At 36.0% G+C, this 23604-nt stretch carries 12 protein-coding genes; 10 read left to right on the top strand and 2 right to left on the bottom strand.

Translation table 11 applies throughout. The features are described from left to right. Positions 1-391: 391 nt before the first annotated feature. Complete coding sequence (locus tag MWU65_RS10070; RefSeq protein ID WP_247077554.1) at positions 392-1744, bottom strand: ATP-binding protein; 1353 nt, start codon at positions 1742-1744, stop codon at positions 392-394. Then, positions 1734-3104 carry a sigma-54 dependent transcriptional regulator gene (locus MWU65_RS10065; protein WP_247077552.1) on the bottom strand — a complete coding sequence of 457 codons (1371 nt, stop codon included), beginning with the start codon at positions 3102-3104 and terminating at the stop codon, positions 1734-1736. The genes MWU65_RS10070 and MWU65_RS10065 overlap by 11 nt, the downstream gene beginning before the upstream one ends. A gap of 200 nt (positions 3105-3304) precedes the next feature. Between MWU65_RS10065 and MWU65_RS10060 the strand changes: the two genes are divergently transcribed. From MWU65_RS10060 to MWU65_RS10015, 10 genes are all read left to right on the top strand, one after another. Further along, positions 3305-4654 (top strand): TolC family protein, encoded by a 1350-nt coding sequence (locus MWU65_RS10060; protein WP_247077551.1) that lies wholly within the window; start codon positions 3305-3307, stop codon positions 4652-4654. A gap of 14 nt (positions 4655-4668) precedes the next feature. Then, entirely contained in the window at positions 4669-5919 is a 1251-nt protein-coding gene (locus MWU65_RS10055) for an HlyD family efflux transporter periplasmic adaptor subunit (protein ID WP_247077548.1), read from the top strand. Positions 5920-6099: 180 nt separating this feature from the next. Further along, positions 6100-6798 carry an ABC transporter ATP-binding protein gene (locus tag MWU65_RS10050; RefSeq protein ID WP_247077546.1) on the top strand — a complete coding sequence of 233 codons (699 nt, stop codon included), beginning with the start codon at positions 6100-6102 and terminating at the stop codon, positions 6796-6798. Positions 6799-6835: 37 nt separating this feature from the next. Next, positions 6836-9214: an ABC transporter permease gene (locus tag MWU65_RS10045; protein WP_247077544.1), complete on the top strand. Its 2379-nt coding sequence runs from the start codon at positions 6836-6838 to the stop codon at positions 9212-9214. Positions 9215-9335: 121 nt separating this feature from the next. Then, on the top strand, positions 9336-11750 hold the full coding sequence (locus MWU65_RS10040; RefSeq protein ID WP_247077543.1) for an ABC transporter permease: 2415 nt from the start codon (positions 9336-9338) through the stop codon (positions 11748-11750). Between the two features lie 713 nt (positions 11751-12463). Then, on the top strand, positions 12464-13213 hold the full coding sequence (locus tag MWU65_RS10035; RefSeq protein ID WP_247077542.1) for a head GIN domain-containing protein: 750 nt from the start codon (positions 12464-12466) through the stop codon (positions 13211-13213). A gap of 59 nt (positions 13214-13272) precedes the next feature. Continuing rightward, positions 13273-15657 (top strand): ABC transporter permease, encoded by a 2385-nt coding sequence (locus MWU65_RS10030; protein ID WP_247077541.1) that lies wholly within the window; start codon positions 13273-13275, stop codon positions 15655-15657. Positions 15658-16028: 371 nt separating this feature from the next. Continuing rightward, on the top strand, positions 16029-18437 hold the full coding sequence (locus tag MWU65_RS10025) for an FtsX-like permease family protein (RefSeq protein WP_247077539.1): 2409 nt from the start codon (positions 16029-16031) through the stop codon (positions 18435-18437). Between the two features lie 165 nt (positions 18438-18602). Beyond that, positions 18603-21074: an ABC transporter permease gene (locus MWU65_RS10020; protein ID WP_247077537.1), complete on the top strand. Its 2472-nt coding sequence runs from the start codon at positions 18603-18605 to the stop codon at positions 21072-21074. Positions 21075-21084: 10 nt separating this feature from the next. Further along, entirely contained in the window at positions 21085-23505 is a 2421-nt protein-coding gene (locus tag MWU65_RS10015; RefSeq protein WP_247077535.1) for an ABC transporter permease, read from the top strand. Positions 23506-23604: the final 99 nt, after the last annotated feature.

Here is a 23604-nt window from a genome sequence, read left to right as displayed (position 1 = left end):
GTTGTAATTAGAAAGAAATTAAAAAGTCCCCTCTCTCTTGGAGAGGGGATTTAGGGGAGAAGTCAAAGAAATAATTTCCCTCCGCTTGTGCTGAGCGAAGTCGAAGTAAAGGAGGGATTAAGTGAAGAGTACATTGAGATAAAAAAGATAGTAGAATCAATTTTACAACCTAACGAAGCCGTTCTAAAACAACCAATTAAGTTGTAATTAGAAAGAAATTAAAAAGTCCCCTCTCTCTTGGAGAGGGGATTTAGGGGAGAGGACAAAGAAATAATTTCCCTCCGCTTGTGCTGAGCGAAGTCGAAATAAAGGAGGGATTCAAGGAGGTGTATTTCCATTTGGAATAAATAAGGAAACACTGGGCCACTTCTGGATATATGCAAATCCTATTTTAGGGAAACAATAGGGTAAACACAGTTTCCTGATTGAGAATACTTCTTAATTTTAAGCTTCCACCATGCAGTCGTACTATTTGTTTAGACAAGCTTAAACCTATACCAGTTCCCGTATTTTTTGTTGTAAAAAACGGAATAAAAATTTCATCCATTAATTCGGGTGGAATACCAGGGCCATTGTCCCATACAGAAATATATTTTTCACCATTTGCCGTTATTCCAGCAGTAATTTTAATAGATGCCTTTTCTTGTTCAGCGATAGATTGAACAGCATTTTTACATAAATTAAGCAATACTTGGGTGATCTGTTTTTCATCCACAAATAAATCGAGATCATCTGGAATAATCAATATTTGGAAATCAATGTTTTTGTTTTGCTGATCCTGATCGATAAGCAGCAGTACTTTTTGTAATAACTTTTCTGCTGCAACGAGGCTTTTGTCTGGGGTAGGAATGTTTAAAAAACTCCGATAAGACTGAACAAAATCCATTAGGTTATTGCCTTGTTCCTTTACTACTTCCAATCCTTTATAGGTGTTTTGAATGTGTTTTTCAGTGAGTTCTTTTATAGGAATTAAACCATCATCCTTTTTGTAATAATTTAAAATAGATTCAGAGATCGATGTAATAGGGGTGATGGTATTCATAATTTCGTGGGTTAAAACCCGAATTAATTTCACCCAAGAATCGGCTTCTTTTTCATCCAGTTCCTTTTGGATGTCTTGTACTACAACCACCAATAAGTTTTTATTGTCTAGCGTTACGGTGGTCGACTTAAGGGTCAGTTGTATTTTTTCTCGCTCGTTGGTAAGTTCAATTAATTTACGTTGAAAAGGTTCCAAGGTGGCAAACAAATCATACAAGCCCTTGTCTACCTGAAGCAATTGCTTTACGTGGTTTAATGGGGTGTAATTTAGCAAATGTTCTACTCTTGGGTTGGCATACAAAATATGCCCTTTGTTGTTTATGGTTAAAATTCCAATGTCTGCGTGTTTTAAAATTTCTTGGTAATACTTTTCTTGTACTTGATTTTGCACATGTACTTTATGAATCATTTCATTGAGCATGTTTAAACTTCTATTCAGCTCTTTTAAAGATTTTACATTTTCATACTCTGGAAAACGTAGGGTAAAATCTTCATTTTTGATCGATTCAAAAAAGTAAGCAATTTTTCTATTGGTATGGTTTACATATTTAATGAGATATATAGAAAGCACCACCAAAAGCACTAAAAAGAGCCCTGCCAATTTATAATTTTTATCAAAAAAGAAGTAGGCTACACCCAAAGCAGATAGCGTAATAAAAACGACCCGTAACACCAACTGAAAATAGAAACTTTTACTCGCCATTTTCAGATTTTTTTATTTTATTGTATAAGGTTTGCCTAGAAATTCCGAGTTGGTTTGCAGCGGCACTATAATTGCCATCGTATTTTTTTAAGGCATCATTAATCAGGATCAATTCCATCTCAGATAAGGTCATAGCCGCTGTATTTACAGTAGGAGTTCCTTTTTCATTTAGAATAAAATCGGTTGGCTTTAGAACCGTGCCATCGCATAAAATAACAGCTCTTTCCATAGTGTGTTGTAATTCTCTAACATTTCCTGGCCAACTGTATGCAATTAACTTTTCTTGGGCTAAATTATTAATACGCAACCCTAATTTACTGTATTTAGACATGAATTTTTGCAGGTAAAAATCGGCCAAAAGCAACACATCATCACCCCGGTCTCTCAGCGGAGGCACCTCTACGTGTATGGTATTAATCCGGTAGAGTAAATCTTCTCTAAAAAGGCCATCTGCTACCATTTTATCCAAACTGCAATTGGTGGCACAAATCAATCGGATGTCTACCGAAATTGGCTTGTTAGCCCCAACACGTACCACAACTTTGTTTTGGATAGCAGATAACAGTTTTGCCTGTGTTTGTAAGCTTAAATTTCCAATTTCATCTAAAAATAGGGTACCTCCGTTGGCGGCTTCAAACTTACCCGCTCTATCTTCCTTGGCATCTGTAAAGGCGCCTTTGGTATGACCAAAAAGTTCGCTTTCAAATAAGGTTTCTGAAATAGAACCCATATCAACCCCAATAAAAACCTCATTCTTTCGTGTAGAAGATTGGTGTAATTCCCTTGCAATTAATTCTTTTCCCGTTCCATTTTCTCCGGTTACCAATACATTTACATCTGTTTTCGCTACTTTTTGCACCAAGTTTAAAACTGAAGTCAGTGCTTTCGAATTGCCAATGATGTAATTCTTATGTTGATTAATGACCTGTTTAAGATGGCTTTCTTTTTCCTTGAGCTCGCTAACTTCTTTTTGTGAGGCGCGTAAGGAGTAGGCCGATTTTAAGGTAGCCAATAACTTGTCATTGTTCCAGGGTTTTAAAATAAAATCTGTGGCCCCTTCTTTAAGTGCTTGTACCGCTAAATCAATAGCCCCATAAGCAGTCATCATTATTACTGAAATATGTGGAGCCCTTTTCTTGATAACGCTGTTCCAATACAAACCTTCGTTCCCTGTGTTTACACCAGCTGAGAAATTCATATCTAACAATACAATGTCATAGGTGGCTAAATTCTCAAAAGTAGAAAGTTGATTAGGATTGCTTAAAGTGTCTACTTTATCATACTCAAATTGTAGTAAGATTTCAAGAGCACTTAGTACACTTTTGTTGTCATCTACTATTAATATTTTACCTTTTGGCATTGTTTTTTGTTTGCTATTGGATTAAAACTACAAATCATCTGGCACATTCCGTTACTATTGTCCAAATATTGGACAATATTTGTATATATTTTTTACACATTACGGTTGTTTTGCCTAATTTGGTATTTGTAATAAATTGATAATAAGCGATTTGTGTTTTTGGCACAACTATAGTACTACGGTTGGCACACCATAAAATTATGAACTTGAAAATAAAAATAATTCTTTTCCTATCATTTTTGATTTCCATACCATCAATGGGCCAAGAAAACTGGTCTTTAGAAGAGTGTATTGCCTATGCCATTACTCATAATTTAGAATTGAATAACCTTACGTACAATGTGGCTTCGAGCAAGGAGACACACAAGCAATCAATTCGTAATTTGTTACCCGGTATTAATGGGTATGCAGGGTATAATATTAGATATGGAAGGTCTGTAGATCCTAATAACAATGACATTGTTAACACGGATTTCTTTTCCAATACCTATTCCTTGAATTCTTCCATAGATATTTTTAGGGGTTTTCAAAAGCTAAATAGTATAAAGGCAACCAAGTATGTATACCAGGCAGTTCAGGAAGATGCCTTGCAACAAAAGTATTTGTTGGCCTTTAGGGTGATGTCTGCTTTTTATGATATTCGTTTTTATGAAGGTTTGGTTGCTATAGCCAAAGAACAAGAAACCATATCAGATACGAATTATGCCTTTGTAAAAAAACAATTGGATTTGGGATTAAAAGCCAAGGCAGACCTGTATGATGCTGAAGCTGTTTTGTTAACCGATAAATTGGCAATTACCCAAGCAGAAAACCAATTGGAAGCTGCAAAATTGATATTAATCCAGGAAATGAATTTAGAAAATGTAAGTACCATAAGGTTGAGAACCTCATTAACTGAACTCGAAAAAAAGAAGCCGATTGCCACTATGAATATGGATTCAGTTTATGCAACTGCCCAGGGATTTTTACCGAGTATTAAATCGAGCAAATTCCGAGTAGAAGCTGCCAAAAAGGAGCTAGCAATTGCAAGGGGAGATTTGTATCCTTCCATATCCCTTTCTGCTGGTTATGGTACGGGGTATTATGAAACTAGCATTGATGCTATTTCTCAAGAAATTATAGCCTTTAAAGATCAGATTAGAGACAATGGCTCTAGCGCAATTGGATTGTCTATGAACATTCCCATTAGCAACGGTTGGTCGGGAAGATCTCAAATTAAACAACGTAAAATTGCATTAGAGCAGGCTAACAATAATTTAAAGATACAAGAGCAAGAACTGTTTCAGCTGATTCAACAATTGGTACAAGAACAAAAGGCACTTCAAATGGAATACCAACAAAGCCTAAAAAAGATGGAAGCACAAGAATTAAGTTTTTCCATTGCCCAAAAAAAGTACGAAAGGGAAATGATTTCAGCCCTGGAGTTGTATCAATCCAAGGTTTTGTACACCACAGCTAAAAATGAAAATTTGCAAGTACAAATAAGACTTAAGGTAAACGAGAGCACTGTGGCTTTTTATAACGGATTACCAGTATTTAAACTAAACTAACAATTACAATATAGATGGATATTCAACTAGAAAAGAAAAAAGGATTACGACCAAAACATTACGGTTATATAGCACTTGGGTTATTGCTAGCCTTTGCCCTATATAAAATAGTATGGGGTAGTGCAGTGAATACATTCCGGACAGAAAAAGACAAATTGTCTATAACAGCAGTAACTCAAGGTAAGTTTGATGATTATATCACTATAAATGGTAGTGTTGCCCCTATTGCAACTATTTATATGGATGCGTACGAAGGCGGTAGGGTTACGGAAAAATTGATTGAAGAAGGGGCAATGGTTAAAAAAGGAGATATTATTCTGAAGCTTGAAAACAGTAGTCTTTACGAGCAAATTTTAGGGAGTGAAAGTAGCTTGGCATTAAAGGAAAACGATTTGCGTTCAACACGATTAAATTTTGAATCTAGAAAGGTTGATGGCCAAAAATCCTTGGCAAATTCTTCGCACGAATTGCGACAGCTAAAACGAAAGTTTGAACAGAATAAGGCCTTGTATGATGACGAGTTAATCTCCAAAGAAACCTATGTGACAGCTAAGGAAGATTTTGAACTTTCTCAAAAACAATATGAGATAACCAAACTGCAAACGGAAAATGATGATAAATCACAAAGCACCACTATTGCAGGTTTAGATACAGATTTGGAACGAATGCGCAAAACCTTGTCTATGGTGTATGAACGTTTAGACCATTTAAACGTACGGGCGCCAGCAGATGGGCAATTGGGTTATTTAGATGCTGAAATAGGTCAGAGTATTGGACAAGGACAGCGTATAGGTCAGATCAATGTGCTAACCGATTATAAGATAGAAGCAGAGATAGACGAACATTATATAGATCGTGTAAAACGAGACTTAAACGCTTCTTTTGAGCGTAATGGCACCACCTATAATTTGCGCTTGCGCAAGGTGTACCCAGAAGTACGTGGGGGTAAATTTAAGGTGGACTTAGTATTTACTGGTGAAAAACCTGAAAATATCCGTGCAGGGCAGAGTTACAATATTAAGTTGCAATTGGGAGCATCTTCAGATGCGCTATTAGTGTCTAAGGGAAGTTTTTTTCAGAGTACAGGCGGACAATGGATTTTTGTTGTGAACCCTGATGGAGGCGAGGCTTTAAAAAGAAGCATTAGAATAGGGAAACAGAATTCTAGGTATTATGAAGTGTTGGAAGGACTGCAAGCAGGTGAAAATGTAATCACCTCTAACTACGATAGTTTTGGGGAGGCAGAAAAAATAGTATTGAAGTAAACTCCACCCCTAAATCCCTCCCCGAAGGGAAAAAAACTTGACTTCCCTCCGCTTGTGTTGAGCGAAGCCGAAGTAAAGGAAGGATTAAGGGAGGTGTAACCCACTTTTCTTGAATAGCGTAAAGCAAAAGCAACCTAGGTGTTAAAAAAAAATTATAGTATCGTATAAAACAACTAAAAAATGATAAAAATACAAGATCTTAAAAAGAGTTTTAGAACCGAAGAAGTAGAAACTTTGGCATTAAATAAAGTGAACCTAAATGTAGGTGAGGGAGAATTTGTTGCCATAATGGGACCTTCGGGTTGTGGTAAATCTACCTTGTTGAATATTATAGGAATGCTAGACAATCCGTCTGAAGGCAGTTATAAATTTGCTGGCCACGAAGTAGGCGGACTAAAAGAAAGTCAGCGTACAGGTTTACGGAAAGGCAATTTAGGATTCGTTTTTCAGAGTTTTAATCTTATAGACGAGCTTACCGTTTTTGAAAATGTAGAGTTGCCACTAATCTATTTAAAAATGAACAAGAGCGAGCGCAAACAAAAAGTAAGAGCGGTTCTAGAACGTATGAAAATAGCACACAGAGAAAAGCATTTTCCGCAGCAATTATCGGGTGGACAACAACAACGTGTGGCCATTGCCAGAGCAGTGGTTACCAATCCAAAATTAATCTTGGCAGATGAGCCAACAGGGAACTTAGATTCTAAGAACGGAATCGCTGTAATGAATCTGTTAACAGAATTAAATCAAGAAGGGACCACTATTGTTATGGTTACACACTCAGACCGAGATTCACATTATGCCCACAGAGTAGTTAACCTTTTTGACGGACAAATAGTAACCGAAAGCCATAACAAGCCTTTTGAGGCGCTAGCAAAATAAGCATCAGGAGTTCATCATCAATCAAATCAAAAAAGGAATGCTTAATCACTATATAAAATTTGCAGTTAGAAACTTTAAAGCCAACAAAATTATTTTTGGCGGTAGTCTGGCCACCCTTTGTTTGGGAGCATTGTGTATTTCACTATTGTTTTCGTACGTGCACAACGAACTTACCATGGATGATTTTCATGAAAAAGCAGAAGATATATACATGATAACCATGAAAACCTCTTCTAAAAGTGATTGGATGTCACCTTTTAAGAATAATTATTATGAGTATCCAGAAGTTGTAGATATTACGTCATTAATAAATTTTAATAAAGATGAAATTAAACTAAAATACAACGATAACACATTTACCCCCATTGGTATGGTTGTGGACAGTAGCTTTTTAAAGATGTTTGGTTTTAAATTGGCAGTAGGTGATGAAAACACCATTTTGGATGATTACGAAGCCATAATATTAAGTGAAGATTTCAGTAAAAAATTATTTGGTAATGACAACCCGATGGGTAAAAAGGTGGATTTTGAAACGGGAATGTATCAAGGTTCTCATATTGTAAAAGGTATTGTTAAAATACCATCAAATAGTTCTCTTAAATTTGATATTTTAATACCCAATGCAGGTATTTTCTATGGCATGCTTGGGGTACAGTTTGTAAGATTAAAAGAAAATGTTCATCAAAATGATTTTGATGAAAAAATTAAATATTCCAATAATAATGTTCCTAACTTTCATCCACAATTAACAGAAAGTACTACTAAAACAGTAAAATTAAAAGACCTTTATTTTAGCAACAATTTTAATCAAATAAAGGCCCTTCCGGTGTTTAGTTCAGGAAATAGGTATAATATAGACATCTTAATAATCTTTATTTTAATAATACTATCGGTGTCTATTCTCAATTTTTCTAATCTTCAAATTATCAATGTCAATTCCGTTGTCAAGAATATAGTAATATCCAAAATCATTGGAGCCTTCAAAAAGAATATTTATTATCAAAAGTTAGTTGAAAATATCATCACAATTGTCATATCAGCTATTATAATAACAATAGCTTATAATTTAGTTATTCCTTATTTTAATAGTCTTATGAACGTTAATTTAAAGCCGCCAGTTTTAAAGGTTTTATTAATTAATATTTTGTTTTTAACAATAATTACAAGCATTGGTTTAATATATCCAATGATTAGTATCAATCGTTTTTCAGTAGTATTAAATATAAAGAATCAACAACAACTTAAAGGAAAACAGATTATAGTTTTAGTTCAATATACATTAGCGGTTATTCTTCTTATATCGTCCATAATAGTTTCTAAACAACTTCAATTAATGCTAAACAAAGATTTAGGGTTTAATTCCGAAAACATTATGAAAGTAAAACTATATTTACCAACAGCGCATAATCCAACTGTTATAATTGGGAGTGAAGAGAAACAGGGTGCTGATAGAAAAAAAATACTTGAAAAACCAAAATATATTGAAAACCAACTTGCCTCTTTCTCTGGCATAAATACAGTTGGTCAAGGAAGATCTCCTTTAGATGTTTATCAAATTGAATGGAAAACCAGGCAAGAAACTTCGCGTTTTGAATCTTTAAATACATTAGTTATCTCCACAGAATGCCAAGATCTTTTTGGTTTAGAGTTATTAGAAGGTCGATTTTTTGATAAAGAAATAGACCACAAACGGGAACATAAAATTATAATAAATGAGGCCGCTAAAAAACATTGGGGTTTTGAAGATATTAGTACTACGACAATAGAAAATATTTCATGGGGGAATAATTTTGAGGTTATAGGTGTTGTGAAAAATTTTAATTATGAGCATTTAGCATCAAAACCTAAACCACTTATTATTTATAATGGGGAAATTAGTAATGCTGATTATTTTATTCAATTTCATAATAATCAAAATCAAGAAACAATAGACCAAATCCAAAAATTGTTTAATGAAGTAAATCCCAACCATACCTTTAACTACACCTTTTTAAGCGACGACATAGTCGCCCTGTACGATAAAGATAAACGCTTAAGCACCATATACATTCTTTTTACCGTTATTGCTTTATTAATATCGGCCATTGGCTTATTTACCATTGCTCTCTACGATACCCAACGTCGTATTAAGGAAATTGGTATACGCAAAGTAAACGGCGCTACCATCCAAGAGGTTTTAATCATGCTTAATAAAGATTTTATTAAATGGGTTTTGGTTGCTTTTGTCATCGCTTGTCCAATAGCTTATTATGCTATGAGCAAATGGTTAGAGAATTTTGCTTATAAAACCAACATTAGTTGGTGGATTTTTGCCTTAGCAGGGCTGTTTACTATGGTTATTGCATTGTTAACGGTAAGTTGGCAAAGTTATAAAGCAGCAACGGCAAACCCAGTAAAAAGTTTACGAACAGAGTAATTCTTTAGGTCTCCCTCCACTTGTGCTGAGCGAAGTCGAAGTAAAGGAGGGACTAAGGGAGGTGTTTAAGGGATTATAGCAAAATAGAGAAGAAGAGTTCATCATCAATCAATCAAAAAAAATGTTCAAAAATCATCTTAAAATAGCATGGCGGAGTATTAAAAAGGAAAAACTTTTTACGAGTATAAAAATTGGAGGTTTTGCAGTAGGTATTGCTGCGTGTTTGCTCATTGCCCTTTTTATAAAGGATGAATTGGGGTATGATAAACATTACCAAAACACGGATCATATTTATAGGGTTGTTCTGCAAGGTGAAATGAACGGAGAGCAAATGAAAAGCGTTCATTTTCAACTGCCCTTTGCAGATGCCTTAGCGTCAGACTTTCCAGAAATTAAAAAGGCTGGCAAGGTAAATACTAGTGAGCTTTTTGGAGCAGGTAAAAGAGGACTTCGAGTAGCAGGGGAATCCCAAAATAATTTTGAGGATGGGTTTGTTTTTGGAAACCAAGAGCTGTTTGAAATTTTAGAGATTAATTTAATTCAAGGCAATAATACCAGTGCACTTACAGAGCCCGGAAGTTTGGTGCTATCTAAAAGTAAGGCAGCTACCTATTTCCCTAATGGTGATGCCTTGGGAAAAAGTATTATTCTAGACAATAACACGGCTAAACCGTATACGGTTAGTGGGGTAATGGAAGACCTTCCGGCAAATACACATTTGCAATTCGACTTTATCCTTCCCATAGAAGACACAAACATGTGTTGGACCAATCAAAACTATTTTACCTATGTTTTGGTCGATGACAAAGCAAATGTTCAGGAACTGGAAAAGAAAATGTTTTCCATTATAGAAAACTATGTGATTCCAGCACAAATGGAAAGGGGTCGTGCTCCAGATTTTATTGAGGTATTAAAAACCATAGAATACAAACTACAACCCATAGGGGATATACATTTAAAATCTGACCTAAAAATGGGGGATGGTTTACCCCATGGAGATATACGGTTTGTATGGCTTTTTGCGGCAATTGCAGGCTTTATTTTAGTATTGGCCTGTATCAACTTCATCAATTTATCTACAGCAAAATCGGCCAATAGGGCTAAAGAAGTAGGCTTGCGCAAGACCATAGGCGCTTTTAAAAGCAATCTTGTAGCACAGTTTTTAACCGAATCCGTTTTGTATAGTATACTGTCTTTTGTGTTAGGAGTAGTACTGGCTTGGTTGCTATTGCCATCTTTTAATACCATTGCTATGAAATCTGTAAGTATGCCTTGGCAATCGTTCTGGTTCTTTTTAATAATTATAATTTCAGCCCTAAGCATCGGATTCATTGCAGGGCTTTATCCCGCCTTTTATTTGTCAGCTTTTAAGCCAATAGCTGTTCTTAAGGGAGATCTTAGTACGGGAAGTAAAAGCGGTAGATTGCGCAGCGGATTGGTCATCTTCCAATTTACAACCTCTGTTATTTTAATTATAGGAACACTTATTATCTATAAGCAGATGAATTTTATAGTACATAAGGAACTAGGCTACAATAAGGAGCAAGTGGTGATTATAGAGGGTAGCACTATTCTTGGAAATAAATCGGCTAGTTTTAAAAATCAGTTGTTACAATTACCCATGGTACAGCAAGTAACCACAAGCGATTATTTGCCTATTGAAGGAACCAAACGAAACGGGAATACATTTCGAAAATCGGATGAAGGAAATGAAGAAAGAGGCATCCCTACTCAAATATGGCGGGTAGATTATGACTATATACAAACCTTAGGCATGCAATTGGCAAAAGGACGTGATTTTTCTGATGAATTTGCTTCAGATTCAATTCACTCCATTATAATTAACGAAAAAATGGCTAGCATACTTGGGTATGCGAACCCCATTGGAAAGCAAATTTCCAATGGAAGGGATTGGACCATTGTGGGTGTTGTTTCAGATTTTCATTTCAAGTCCTTAAAAGAAGACATTACACCATTGGCACTTGTTATTGGTACTGATATTGGCGCCATTTCTGTTAAACTAAAAGATGGAGAAATTGACAAAGCTTTAACGGCTATTGGCTCTATTTGGGCAAAAAATGTACCTAACCAAACCTTTAATTATACGTTTTTAGATCAAAAATTTGCTCAAATGCATGCAGATATCAAACGAATGGGTAAGATTTTTAACAGTTTTGCCTTGTTTGCAGTTATGGTTGCTTGTCTAGGCCTCTTTGCACTTTCTGCTTTTATGGTAGAACAACGAAAGAAGGAAATTAGTATTCGACTGGTATTGGGGGCTCCCTTTAAGAGTATTTATAAACTATTAACCTTGAATTTTCTGAAACTGATCGGAATATCAATCCTAATTGCCACTCCAATTGGATGGTATGTAATGAGTAGGTGGTTAGAAGATTTTGCCTATCGCATAACTATTGGTTGGGAAGTCTTTGTAGGTGCTGGAGTCATCGCATTATTCATTGCCATAATCACTATAAGTTATCAATCTATTGGAGCGGCTTTAATGAAGCCCTTAAAAAGCTTACGAACGGAATAATCTCCCTCCGCTTGTGCTGAGCGAAGTCGAAGTAAAAGGAGGGGTTAAGTGAAGAGATCATTGAGATTAAAAAGATAGCACAATGAGTTTTACAACCATATGAGGCCATTCTAAAACAGCCAATTAAGTTGTGATTAGGAAGAAATTAAAAAGTCCCCTCTCTCTCTTGGAGAGGGGATTTAGGGGAGAGGCCAAAGAAATAATCTCCCTCCGCTTGTGCTGAGCGAAGTCGAAGTAAAGGAGGGATTAAAGTAACAGTAGTTAAAGACAAAAAAGCGTTCATCATCAATCAAATCAAAAAAGATGAATAAAAATTATGGCTGATGGTTTCGAACCGCCAATCACAATTATCACCATAAGAATTGAATCGATATCATCGACTAGGGTGTGCCCAATTAAAAGTTTATTCAAGGGGCAAACAATATTGTAGGTGTTTCATAGGGCTGTAGAAAGCTATTCGTATAAAAAATTGACACTTTGTGTAAAAATATTTTACAGTAATTACATATTATTTATATAAAAAAATTACAAACAGCTGACAAACAGTAGGTTGTGTCTTTGGCATAAAATTAGGAGTACAGATTAAATATTGTGGATAAACAAGGAAAAGAACTAGGTATTTGTAAAATTTTAAGTAGAAATGTAAGGCACATGAAATCCTGTGAAAAGTTTATGCAGAGAATAATTCATCAATCAAAAAACAATTAAAAAAAATGAAAATCAATCAAATTAAAAAAGCAATTACAATCCTTTTTCTATGTGCAGTTGGTGCAGTGGCACAGGAAAATTCAACAGAGGTTAATGCCTTTACCAAGGTTATTATTAGTCCGCACATACAAGTAACGTTTGTACAGGGAACAACAGAAAGTGTAACAGTAGAAAATAGTACAGTTACAGCAGACAAAATAAATATTGAAGTATCTGGCAAAACCTTACGTGTTTATTTAGATGGGGCAAAGAAGGTCACCAAAAATGAAAAGACCTACAATAAGGGTTATAAACAAAAGGAGTCCCTATATAAAGGAACCGTTGTAAAGGCTATGATTACATACAAAAACATTGAAGAATTGTCTTTACGTGGCTCGGAAACCATAGTGTGTAAAAGTCCATTTGTACAAAGTAAATTGCGTTTAAAAATATATGGAGAATCTCAAGTATATTTAAACGAAGTGCAATTACAAGAACTACATACAACGGTCTACGGTGAAAGCTTATTAGAGGTAAAAAGTGGATCTATAGAAAGTCAAAAAATTACGGCTTACGGAGAAACTAAAATTAATACGTTAGGTGTACAAAATAACAATACAAAAATTACAGCCTACGGGGAGGGAAGTTACCGCGTAATGGTCGCTAAAAGATTAAAAGTAACGGCCTATGGAGAAGCAACTGTAGCCTATACAGGAGATCCAGAATTAAGTAAAGGGTTGGTTATTGGAGAAACTATCATACAGAAAATACAATAACACATACAGCGATGCATTTAGAGTTGAAAAGGTATTTATCATATTTATAAACAAGGGTTATGTTCCAAAATCACTTAAAAGTATCACTTCGTAATCTATGGAAGAATAGATTACTTTCTTCGTTTAACCTTCTTGGCCTCAGTATTGGGATAGGTAGTGTTTTGACTTTGCTTTTTTCTGTTTATGCCTTTTATACTGCAAATTCGAATATCATAGACCAAGAAAATATTTATTATTTAAAAACAACAGGCACTGACGGCCAAAGTTTTAATGATAATGTTTTTCCCTTATTGGATGAAATTATAAAATCGTCTCCGGATGTTATTGCGGGAACTCATATGCATGGTTGGGGAAATATGTGGTTGGAATATGGTAAATCTGAGTTGCAGGAACGGACAGACTATGTGGACACTGATTTTTTTGAGGTGTTCTCGTTGCCCCTTAAATACGGAGATTCCAAGACGGCTTTGGAAAAGAAACATTCCATCATTTTAACGGATAGGGTGAGCCAAAAAATTTTCGGAGAAAAGAATCCTTTAGGGGAAACCATAATGGCCGATGATTCTTTACACCTTACTGTTACTGGAGTTTTTGACGCCATTAGCCCATATTCTACGTTTCGTATGGGCGTGGTACTATCCAATGAACTATTGCAAGATAACCCGAGCTTTATAGCCAATTCTGGATGGGATAATAGTTTTACCCCAAGTTATGTAAGGCTACGGCCAAATGTAGATATCGTCCAGTTTGAAAAGCTTGTTTATGGGTTGGTTCAGAAGAATTATTGGAATCCAAGTACCATTGCCTCGATCAAGGCTATGCCCTATGCCAATATGCGAATGGATGCTATTCCGGTAGTCAAGACCATTATTAACGGTTCTATTGCGGCATCGTTTTTTGTGCTGCTCATTGTCTTGGTCAACCTGCTCAACTTAAACTCCTCTACCATGTTCCGCCGGACTAAAGATATTGCAATTCGCAAAATTTTGGGCGGTAGTAAAAAAAGCGTAATCTTTCAGTTTTGTTTAGAGAATGGCATATTGGTTTTTGTTTCGGTTTTGATTTCTGGTATATTGTTTCTTGGGGTCTTGTTGCCCAATCTGAACGAAACTTATGGTGCCGATTTTGGTAAAATTGCATTTAGCGTACAAAATGATTATCCTATTATCTTTTATGTCATAGGGTTAGGGTTATTGGTGACTCTGGTGGTAGGAATTCTACCAACAATACGCTTCATTTCCGTACCCATTTCTACGGGAATTAAAGGGAAAATTGAGCGTGCCACAAATAGTTTCTTTTTTCGTAATTCCTTTATCATCCTACAATTTTCAATAGCCATTCTTTTTATATGCTTAGCCATTATTTTAAATAGCCAAATTGGCTATATGAAAAAGGCGCCATTAGGCTTCGAAAAGAAAAATATTATTGTTGGTAAAATTGATTTAGATTATAAGGATATTGGTACTGCGACATCTAAATTCGAATATTTATTGGACCGATTAAATGCCGATCCATCTGTTGAAAGTGTTTCCGCCAGTGGAGCAATCCCATCCGATTACTACTTTAATTACACACCTTTTTACGATGCTAATACCGAAAGGAATGTCCGTATGCGTCGTGCTTATACGGATGATGACTACCTTAAGACGCTTAAAATTCCCTTAGTAATGGGGCGGGACTTTGATGAGAATATGGATGATGCGGCCGATAATCCTGTGATTATTAACAAAACTGCTATGAAAGCGCTAGGCTGGAATTCTATTGAAGGAAAGCGTTTGAAATTTAAAGGGGATTCCACTGCAGGTTACCCAGTTGTGGGCGTTATGGAAGATTTTCATTACCAGGATATGCAGTACGCCGTAGAGCCTTTGGTACACTTTTATCAAGATAAGAAAAAATTGGCTGCTCATCGTTTTCTATCCGTTCGGGTACTACCTGGTCATAAAAAAGAAGTACAAGATTTGATTGCTGCGGAATTTGGAAAAATAGCTTCCCGCAGAACCTATTCACAGGAACTACTAACGGATATGGTAAGTGCCCAATACCGATTGATAGAAGGTATTTTGAAAACGGTCAACATCGTTGCCCTGTTAACAATTTTTATTTCTTGTTTGGGTATGTTTGGCCTTATATCCTTTATGGCCAAAAGAAGAATAAAAGAAATAGGTATCCGTAAAGTTTTAGGAGCTGGGATCCTTAAGATCGTAGTGTTACTATCAAAAGATTTTATCGTACTTGTGGGCTTAGCAGCGATAATTGCTTTCCCTATAGCGTGGTATGTAATGAATGCATGGTTGAGCAGTTTTGCCTATAGTATTTCCCTTCAATGGTGGATGTTTGCGTTAAGTGGAGTAATAGCCTTTTTTATTACTGCTTTTACCTTGGGAATTCAAGCTATAAAATCGGCAATGGCCAACCCTGTAAAAAGCTTGCGATCGGAGTAAAATTCCCTCCTAACAAGGAAGGGTTAAGGGAGGTGTAATCCATTTAGCTTGTGCTTAACGAAGTTGAATTAAAGGAAGGACAAAGGAGCTTTAATTTCAGTTCACTCTTTTGTGGAGTTGATGGGTTGATAATGAGGAAATAAGGAATAAATTTATTCTTTAATACTTCCCTCCTAACAAGGAGGGATTAAGGGAGGTGTAAATAAAAACCCCTCCTCCTATACTGGGGTAAGTTGGAGTAAATCAGGGATCAAAGGCGGAGGAACCCCAACAACCAAAAGTCAGATCCCTAGCGGGAGAAAAAGATATCAAAATGAAAAAAAAAAACGTGTAACGCTCCTTTGGATGGGTTAGTAGAAAAAAACAAAATCATGCTTAGAAACTATCTAAAAATCGCTTGGCGAAATTTAAGAAGAAATAAAACCTTCACCTTTTTAAACGTGCTGGGACTTTCTGTTGCATTTGCCGTTTCCATTTTATTAGCAATGTCAAGTTTTTATGAACTTTCGTTCGAAAATTTTCATAAAAATAAAGACCGCATTTTTGGTGTCTATTCAGAACAACAAACTGCTCAGGGCCCAAAGGCGGGTACCACACAACCTACTCCCTTTGCTACAGCCTTACGTGATGAGGTGCCAGGGATAGCTCAAATTACTAGAGTTTTAGAAGGTGGGGCCTTGGTAATTCAAGGAAACAAAGAAATGACCTTAGACGTAATTTGGGTTGATCCTAATTATTTTTCAATGTTTACTTTTCCGCTTCTACAAGGAAAAAAAGGGGATGAGCTACAAAACTTAACGTCCGTGGTGTTAAGTGAAGATGCCGCTCTAAAGTTATTTGGTAGCATCAATGTGATAGGGGAAACTGTAAGTGTACTGATTAACGGTAAAGAAAAGCCTTTTTCAGTTGGAGCTATCACTAAAAAAAATCCGTCGAACACAAGCTTCGGTTTTGAAATGGCAATTCGGTTTGAAAACAATTCCGAATACAACCAAACCAAAGACTCGTGGAATGCCCAATACCATCAGGTGTATTTGCAATTGGAAGAAAACCTAAGCGCAGCAAGCTTTGAAACGAATACGCAAAATTTTGTTAGTTCCCATTACCAAGAAGCTATTGAAAATGCAAAACGCGATGGTGCAGTAGCCAATAAGCAGGGGTTATTTAGAATGCTAAAACTTTTGCCCTTAAAAGATCATAGGTTTACGAGCTATAAAAAAGGCCAGGCTGTTGCAAGCAGAAGCACACCATATTTAATTTTAGGGGTTGCCTTTCTTATTCTCTTTATTGCATGTGTAAATTTCATTAATATGAGAATTGCAATGAGTGCACAACGTCTTAAAGAAATAGGAATGCGTAAAACATTGGGAGCTCGAAAAAAACAATTGTTTGTTCAATTTTGGTCAGAAAGTCTACTAGTTTTTGTGATCTCTATTTGCTTCGGACTCCTTTTAAGTGTCTTACTAATAAACGATTTTAAAACAATTTTTAGAACGGAGGCCAGCCTTACATTATTAGCTACACCCATAATACTTGGTAGTTTTGTAGCCCTAGTTTTTGCAATAACTGTGCTTGTTGGTGGGTACCCTGCCCTGCTTATGAGTCGTATTGGAACGATTCAATCTTTAAAGGGGAAGGTACTTATGAAAGGTAAAAACCGCGTTCGCGACATCCTTATTGTAGTACAATTTGGTATTGCTATTTTACTAATTTCTGGCACCTTGGTACTTCGGGGTCAAATAGAATTTATGCGTAATATAAACTTAGGTTTTGATAAAGAACAGGTTATTTCTTTTCCGCTAAATGGAAAGAAGAACAGTTATACAGCCCTTAACTTACTCAAACATGAACTAAAAGGAAATCCGGACATATTAAGTGTTTCAGGTGCAGATAATAATTTAGGAATGGGGAAAGATGGCTCTTTGTCTTCAAGTGTTATTGGTTTTGAGTATAAGGGGAAGGTTACACACTCTAATTTCTTAGTAATAGATTATAACTATGTACCAACCCTTGGTTTAGAGCTAGTGAAGGGCAGAAATTTCACCAGTGCTGCGGATAGCCTTGGGGTTCTTATAAATGAGGCAATGGCCAAACAATTAGGCGAAAAAGATCCTTTAGCAATTACTTTAAATATAAATGGTGATACCCAGTCACCAGTATATGGAGTGTTGAAGGATTACCATTTTCAAGGGCTAGATAAGAGCATTGAACCCATTATGTTTTTTATGAGTAGAGATTTGGGGTTGTCCTATGCCTATGTAAAAGTTAGACCGGAGAATCTTGCAAAATCTTTTGATACCGTAGAAAGTACCTGGCAAAAAATTGAACCTAACGCCAGCTTTTTGGGCTCTTTCCTAAACGATAATATAGACAGAACCTTTCGAAGAGAAAAGTCTTTAGCAACGATGATTACTAGTGGCTCTATTATCGCTATCATTTTAAGTTGTATCGGTCTCTTTGCAATGTCAATGCTTATTGTGGCGCAACGCACCAAGGAAATTGGGATACGAAAAGTAATAGGGGCAAGCGTAGGATCTATTGCGTTTATGCTAACCAAAGACTTCTTAAAATTAGTGGCTATTGCATTTATTATCGCAACCCCTATTGCATGGTATTTTCTATATAATTGGCTCCAAAACTATGCTTTTCGCATCAATTTAAATTGGTGGCTTTTTGCAATTGCAGGGGTAATGGTACTTGGTATTGCCACGGTAACAATTGGCTTAAAAACAATTAAAGCGGCAAGGGCAAACCCCGTACAAAGCTTACGAACAGAATAATTCTTTAGAACTTCTCTGCTAAAAAGGAGAGACTAAAGGAGGTGTATTTAAAGTTTCTTCTAATTCCCAAAAAGGAGGATATATCTGATGAAAAGAAAAAGAAAATAAAATCCAATCTAGTTCAACTCCAAAGAAGGGGGTTAGTAGGAGAAAAAATGAAAGATCATGTTAAAACACCACATTAAAATAGCATTACGTTTTTTTGGAAGGAACAAGGTATTCACATTTATTAATATTTTGGGCTTGGCCGTTGGTATCACAGCCTTTATTATACTTACTCAATATCTAAGGTTCGAAAATAGCTATGATAAAGGACTCGATAATTTATATAGAGTCACTTTAGCTTCTAATCTAGGGGTGAATGATTTTGAAGTTTCGGCAACCAATCACCCAGCAGTTGGACCTGCAATGCAAGACGATTTTGCCGAGGTAGAAAAATCTGCGAGGGTCCTTGATGCTAAAGCCATTGGTGTTAAGGCAATAATGTCTTATAAAAATAACATTGGTGAAGTAATCCGATCAAGTACTGACGGATATAAAACATACTTTGTAGATGGAGAAGTATTAGATTTATTTCACATTCCACTTTTACAAGGAAATCCGGAATCGGCCTTAGAAGATCCTTTAACGTTATTGTTTTCAGAAACATTAGCGAGACGACTCTTTGGAAACGAGAATCCTGTGGGTAAGGAGGTAATCCTTAATAGTAGGTACAAGTTCAAGGTGAATGGAGTTTTTCAGGATCTTCCGGAAAACACACACCTTCAGATGGATATATTACTATCACTTGCCACCATTGGAGAACAAATTAACACGAGTTGGATTTGGCCAGCATTTTATAATTATATACAGCTAAAGCCTGGTACTGAAGCCAAAACAATAAATGACAAATTTCCCACATTTGTCCATAAATACCTGAGCGAGATTATGATTGAGCATGGTTATGAAGCTAAATTCGCTTTGCAACCCGTATCAGACATTCATTTAAAATCCAATTATGAAAAAGAAATGTCTGCGAACTCCAACGAAAGTACGTTGACTTTTTTAATTATTGTTGCCGTTTTTGTTATTGCCATTGCACTTATTAATTTTATAAATTTATCTACGGCAAAATCTATGGAACGGGCCAAAGAAGTAGGTTTAAAAAAAGTGGTAGGCGCGCAACGAGGGGTATTAATTTCCCAGTTTTTATGGGAATCTATGATCATCAATTTCATAGCAATTCTTATTGCGATTCTCTTTGTGAGTTTGCTTGTACAACCATTTAACACACTAGTAGGAGTAGATGTTCTTTCAATGGCAATGTGGACCAAAGCAAGTGTGTGGGGTATTGTCATAGGGGTATTATTAGTTGGTGGTATGTTAGCAGGACTCTACCCTGCGTTTGTACTTTCAAATTTTAGACCCATACAAGTACTCAATGGAAAATTTCATCAGTCTAGCAAAGGTACTTTTCTAAGAAAAGCCTTGGTGATAACACAATTTGCAGTATCTATTGCTTTAATCTCTGGAACCTTTATTGTCTACAATCAGTTTGCTTTTATGCAAAACCAAGAGTTGGGCTTTAGTGCGGATCAAAACCTTGTTTTAAATGCACCAATGGATATTGATTTTTCCAAGGCAAAACTAAAAATTAAGGTGTTCAAGGATGAAATAGAGCGTAGTCCTAACATAAATTCAGCGACTTTGAGTAACGAAGTTCCTGGAAAACCAATTATGGAAGTGAGTACAGTGCGTAAAAAAGGAGATGAAACTGTAGATGGGACTACCAGTAGTTTTATGGAAATTGACCATGACTTTCTAAAAACCTATGATATAGCTATTGTTGCTGGCCGTGATTTTGTAAAAGTAGATGCGGGGGATTATGAATTTGACGATAATAGCGGTGATCCAAAATTGTACCGCGTACTTATTAATAGGGCAACGGCAAAAGCTTTGGGCTTTGCAAGCCCAGAAGCTGCAATAAACCAAAAAATAATTTATAAATATGGTCCTATAGATAGAACGGCTGAAGTTATTGGTGTCGTCGAAAATTATCATCAGCGGTCATTAGAGAATGGGTATGACAAAATATTGTTTTTATATCCATCGTACTATTTTGGAGAGTATTTAACGGTAAATATTAGTGGTAAGGATGTAGCGTCAACAATAGCTTCTATTGCACAGAGTTATAGCAAAGTATTTCCTAGAAACCCCTTCAACCATTTTTTCTTGGATGAACATTTTAATAGGCAGTACCAAGCCGATCAAAAATTTGGCCTTATTTGCCTGCTATTTTCCATTTTAGCCATTTTTATAGCTGCATTAGGCCTCTTTGGGTTGGGTTCCCATATCGCCATGCAAAAGGTAAAAGAAATCAGTGTCCGGAAAGTTTTGGGGGCGACTACACTACAGGCCTTATTATTAATCCCAACCAAACTATTAGGTTTAATATTAGTTTCAGGAGCAATCGCGATTCCTGTCGTTTATGTTGTTATTAAAACTTGGTTAGAAAGCTATGCTTTTAAAATAGATATGACACTTTGGATGTTTTTATTACCAGTTGCCATGGTGTTACTAGTTGCTTTACTATCTATTCTTTCACAATCTTTAAAAACGGCATGGGTAAATCCAGCAGATTCATTACGAAACGATTAAAATAAAAAACATGCATAAATTATATTTAAAAATAGCGATCAGGTACTTGCTAAAAAACAAGCTGTATTCATTTATTAATATTGCTGGTTTGGCCATTGGTATAGCTTCTTTTGTATTGATTATGCGCTATATAAATTACGAGAATAGTTATGATACTTTTGAAGGTTCGGAAAATGTGCAACGGGTGTATATGGATGCTTTGGAAGGAGAATCTTTTGTGGCTAGTGATGCCCAAACAGCAAACCTAATTGGCCCAACATTAAAGCGAGAATTTCCGGAAGTGTTGGAGCAGGTTCGGTTGTATCGATTTGATAAAGTGACTTTTAAATTCAACGATAAAATTTTTGAAGAATCTCATGGATCGCTTGCAGATGCTACTTACTTTGATGTTTTTAAGTACCCATTGTTGAGTGGACACACAGAAACGGCACTTAAAGATCCGTATACAATTGTACTAACTGAGTCTTTTGCAAAGAAAATATTTGGTACTGAAAATCCAATCAAACAAACCATAACTGCTTTCTATGAAGGTGATAAGGCTTTGTTGACCGTAACAGGTATTCTTAAAGATATTCCATCTAACACCCATATGAAAACAAAGTTCTTGATTTCAATGGAAACGTATAATACCTGGTTTGCCAACAAAGAAGAAGCAGAACCAAACTGGGGACATTGTAATTTTTTTACCTACCTAAAGCTTGATAAAAATGTGAACAGTGCGTTGTTAAAAAGCAAGGTAATTGCCGCAGATTTTGAGGATGACCCAGATGAAAGATACAATATAGAACCATTAGAGGATATTCATTTATATTCTAACAAACCCTATGAAGCCGAAACCAATGGCAGTATTTCTAGAATTAAGTTTCTTACGGCGATTGCATTTATCATTTTAATCCTTTCTTGGCTAAACTATATTAATCTTTCCACGACAAAATCGTTGGAACGTGCCAAGGAAGTAGGTATTCGTAAAGTAGCAGGGGCACATAAAGCGCAATTGGTAGTACAATCGTTTATAGAATCAATTGTCATAAATACAATTGCCATTGCACTAGCAGTATTAATTATAACTGCGGTATTTTCTTTGTTTGAAAGCCTCACGGGAAATGAAATGGAACTGGACTATGCTTCCATTGCACAGTCTTTACCAAGCCTTGGATTTGTTATTTTAGGAATTATTGTGGTTGGTTTATATCCCGCTTTTTTGCTGAGTAGTTATTCCCCTGTAAAGGCTTTAAAAGGAAAAGTAAGGGCTTCGGCTAGCGGATTAAATATTAGAAAGGGATTCATCATTGCTCAGTTTTTAGGTACCATTGTTCTAATTATAGGTGCAATAGTTGTTTCCAAACAAATCAATTTTATCCAAAATCAGCCTATTGGCGTTAATTTAAATAGCACAGTAGCTTTTCAAAGTGAATTTTTAACTGAAATGCCCGATTCCCTTGTACGAAGTAAATACAAAATCTTGGAGGGTGAATTGGAAAATTTACCATTTGTAAAAAAGGTGTCTCGAGCCAAGACTTTTCCTGGGGATGGTTATGATAATCTGAATTCTTTTATTGGACTGCAATACCCAAACGGCACAGAAGACAATACCAAAGTATTCTATAGCTACAGTGTTCAACCCAATTATTTTGATGTGCTGGATATTAAATTTCTAGCTGGCGATACCTTTATTGAAAATGCAGAAGGTAGAAGCCGTACCATAATCATCAATGAAAAATGCATGCAGGAAATGGGTATTACAAGCCCTGAGGAGGCCATAAATAAAACGGTAAGATATTGGGGAATCGATTGGCTTATTGCTGGTGTAATTGAAAATTACCATCATTTTGGATTAAAGAAGGAAGTAATCCCCATACAAATACGACATGATAATAGTAGCAATAATGTATTGGTAAAGTTCGATGAAAGTATGATAGCTACTTCTGGTTATTCAGAGACGCTAATCCAAATTGAAAACAAGTGGAAACAGATTTTTCCAGCAGCAACTTTTAATTATGTCTTTTTAGATAAAAAGTTTGAAGCACAATATAATGACGATAAAACATTCGGTAAAGCATTCGGGATATTTACAATGATTGCAATTTTTATAGCCTGTTTGGGCTTGTTTGGACTCACTTCCTATAGTTGTGTACAGCGTAAAAAAGAAATAGGAATCCGTAAAGTAAACGGAGCGACCATTTCGCAAATACTATCGCTCTTAAACAAAGATTTTTTAGGGTGGGTTGCTATTGCCTTTGTATTGGCAATACCAGTCTCTTGGTACGCTATGAACAATTGGCTCTCTAATTTTGCCTATAAAACAACGCTAAGTTGGTGGATTTTTGTATTGGCAGGCTTATTTGTATTGGGTGTCGCCATTATAACGGTTAGTTGGCAAAGTTTTAGGGCAGCCACCAGTAACCCGGTTGAGGCGTTACGAGATGAGTAATCTATTTAATCTCCCTCCTCTTGTGCTGAGCGAAGTCGAAGCAAAGGAGGGATTAGGGGAGGTGTATTGATTTCGATTATGCTGAGCGAAGTCGAAGCA

Origin of the sequence: Cellulophaga sp. F20128 (genome assembly GCF_023015805.1) — a bacterium.
Classification (GTDB): domain Bacteria; phylum Bacteroidota; class Bacteroidia; order Flavobacteriales; family Flavobacteriaceae; genus Cellulophaga.
The sequence above is the reverse complement of the archived record's forward strand: the minus strand, read 5'-3'. Positions and strand labels throughout refer to the sequence as shown.

What these genes read in the sequence shown, in the direction of transcription:
- MWU65_RS10070 (WP_247077554.1), bottom strand. Translation starts at nt 1,744, where the DNA reads ATGGCGAGTAAAAGTTTCTATTTTCAGTTGGTGTTACGGGTCGTTTTT.
- MWU65_RS10065 (WP_247077552.1), bottom strand. Translation starts at nt 3,104, where the DNA reads ATGCCAAAAGGTAAAATATTAATAGTAGATGACAACAAAAGTGTACTA.
- MWU65_RS10060 (WP_247077551.1), top strand. Translation starts at nt 3,305, where the DNA reads ATGAACTTGAAAATAAAAATAATTCTTTTCCTATCATTTTTGATTTCC.
- MWU65_RS10055 (WP_247077548.1), top strand. Translation starts at nt 4,669, where the DNA reads ATGGATATTCAACTAGAAAAGAAAAAAGGATTACGACCAAAACATTAC.
- MWU65_RS10050 (WP_247077546.1), top strand. Translation starts at nt 6,100, where the DNA reads ATGATAAAAATACAAGATCTTAAAAAGAGTTTTAGAACCGAAGAAGTA.
- MWU65_RS10045 (WP_247077544.1), top strand. Translation starts at nt 6,836, where the DNA reads ATGCTTAATCACTATATAAAATTTGCAGTTAGAAACTTTAAAGCCAAC.
- MWU65_RS10040 (WP_247077543.1), top strand. Translation starts at nt 9,336, where the DNA reads ATGTTCAAAAATCATCTTAAAATAGCATGGCGGAGTATTAAAAAGGAA.
- MWU65_RS10035 (WP_247077542.1), top strand. Translation starts at nt 12,464, where the DNA reads ATGAAAATCAATCAAATTAAAAAAGCAATTACAATCCTTTTTCTATGT.
- MWU65_RS10030 (WP_247077541.1), top strand. Translation starts at nt 13,273, where the DNA reads ATGTTCCAAAATCACTTAAAAGTATCACTTCGTAATCTATGGAAGAAT.
- MWU65_RS10025 (WP_247077539.1), top strand. Translation starts at nt 16,029, where the DNA reads ATGCTTAGAAACTATCTAAAAATCGCTTGGCGAAATTTAAGAAGAAAT.
- MWU65_RS10020 (WP_247077537.1), top strand. Translation starts at nt 18,603, where the DNA reads ATGTTAAAACACCACATTAAAATAGCATTACGTTTTTTTGGAAGGAAC.
- MWU65_RS10015 (WP_247077535.1), top strand. Translation starts at nt 21,085, where the DNA reads ATGCATAAATTATATTTAAAAATAGCGATCAGGTACTTGCTAAAAAAC.